This is a genomic window from Neisseria sp. P0021.S007 (assembly GCF_051956855.1).
Genome location: NZ_JBQCXA010000637.1, coordinates 1 through 648 on the forward strand (window position 1 = coordinate 1; position 648 = coordinate 648).

Here is a 648-nt window from a genome sequence, read left to right on the forward strand (position 1 = left end):
CTTATCTGCTGAAATGGCAATGATGGTATTAGCGTTTTTCTGCTTTTCTGTTTTCAGTCGGGAAATAACCGCATTAATATCCGCTTTAGTCGCAGAATCGCCATCAATGTAGTAGCTACCGTTGGCATCAATAGTCAGACGCAGCGGGTCTTTAGGCTGCTTTTCCTTCTGCTTTGCTGCATTTTCGGAAGCAGACGGCAGTTCCAAAGGAATCGAGTGGGTCAGTACGGGCATGGTGATCATGAAAACGATCAACAGTACCAGCATCACATCGACCAAAGGCGTGACGTTGATGTCCGACATCGGTGCATCATCGCCGGAATTCATTGAACCGAATGCCATAATTTAGTCCTTTTGATTCAGCAGACGGACGTGCAGATCGTGTGCAAAAGCGTCCATATCTTGAGAGAGGGTTTTCTTGCCGCGGTTGAGGAAGTTGTACGCCAAGACAGCAGGGATGGCGACAAACAAACCGATAGCGGTTGATACCAAGGCTTCACCAATCGGACCGGCTACCGCAGCGATACTCATTTGACCGCTTTGACCGATATTGATTAAGGCGTGGTAAATCCCCCAAACCGTACCGAACAAGCCGATAAACGGGGCAGTTGAACCGATGGATGCCAAAGCAGTCATGCCGTAATCAAA

Annotated in this window: 2 protein-coding genes; both read right to left on the minus strand. The window is 48.5% G+C overall.

The window, feature by feature from the left end:
• The coding region (locus ACTHUR_RS15090) for an ExbD/TolR family protein (protein WP_440399428.1) at window positions 1-342 on the minus strand (342 nt) is incomplete at its 3' end.
• 3 nt (window positions 343-345) lie between these two features.
• The coding region (locus ACTHUR_RS15095; RefSeq protein WP_440399429.1) for a MotA/TolQ/ExbB proton channel family protein at window positions 346-648 on the minus strand (303 nt) is incomplete at its 5' end.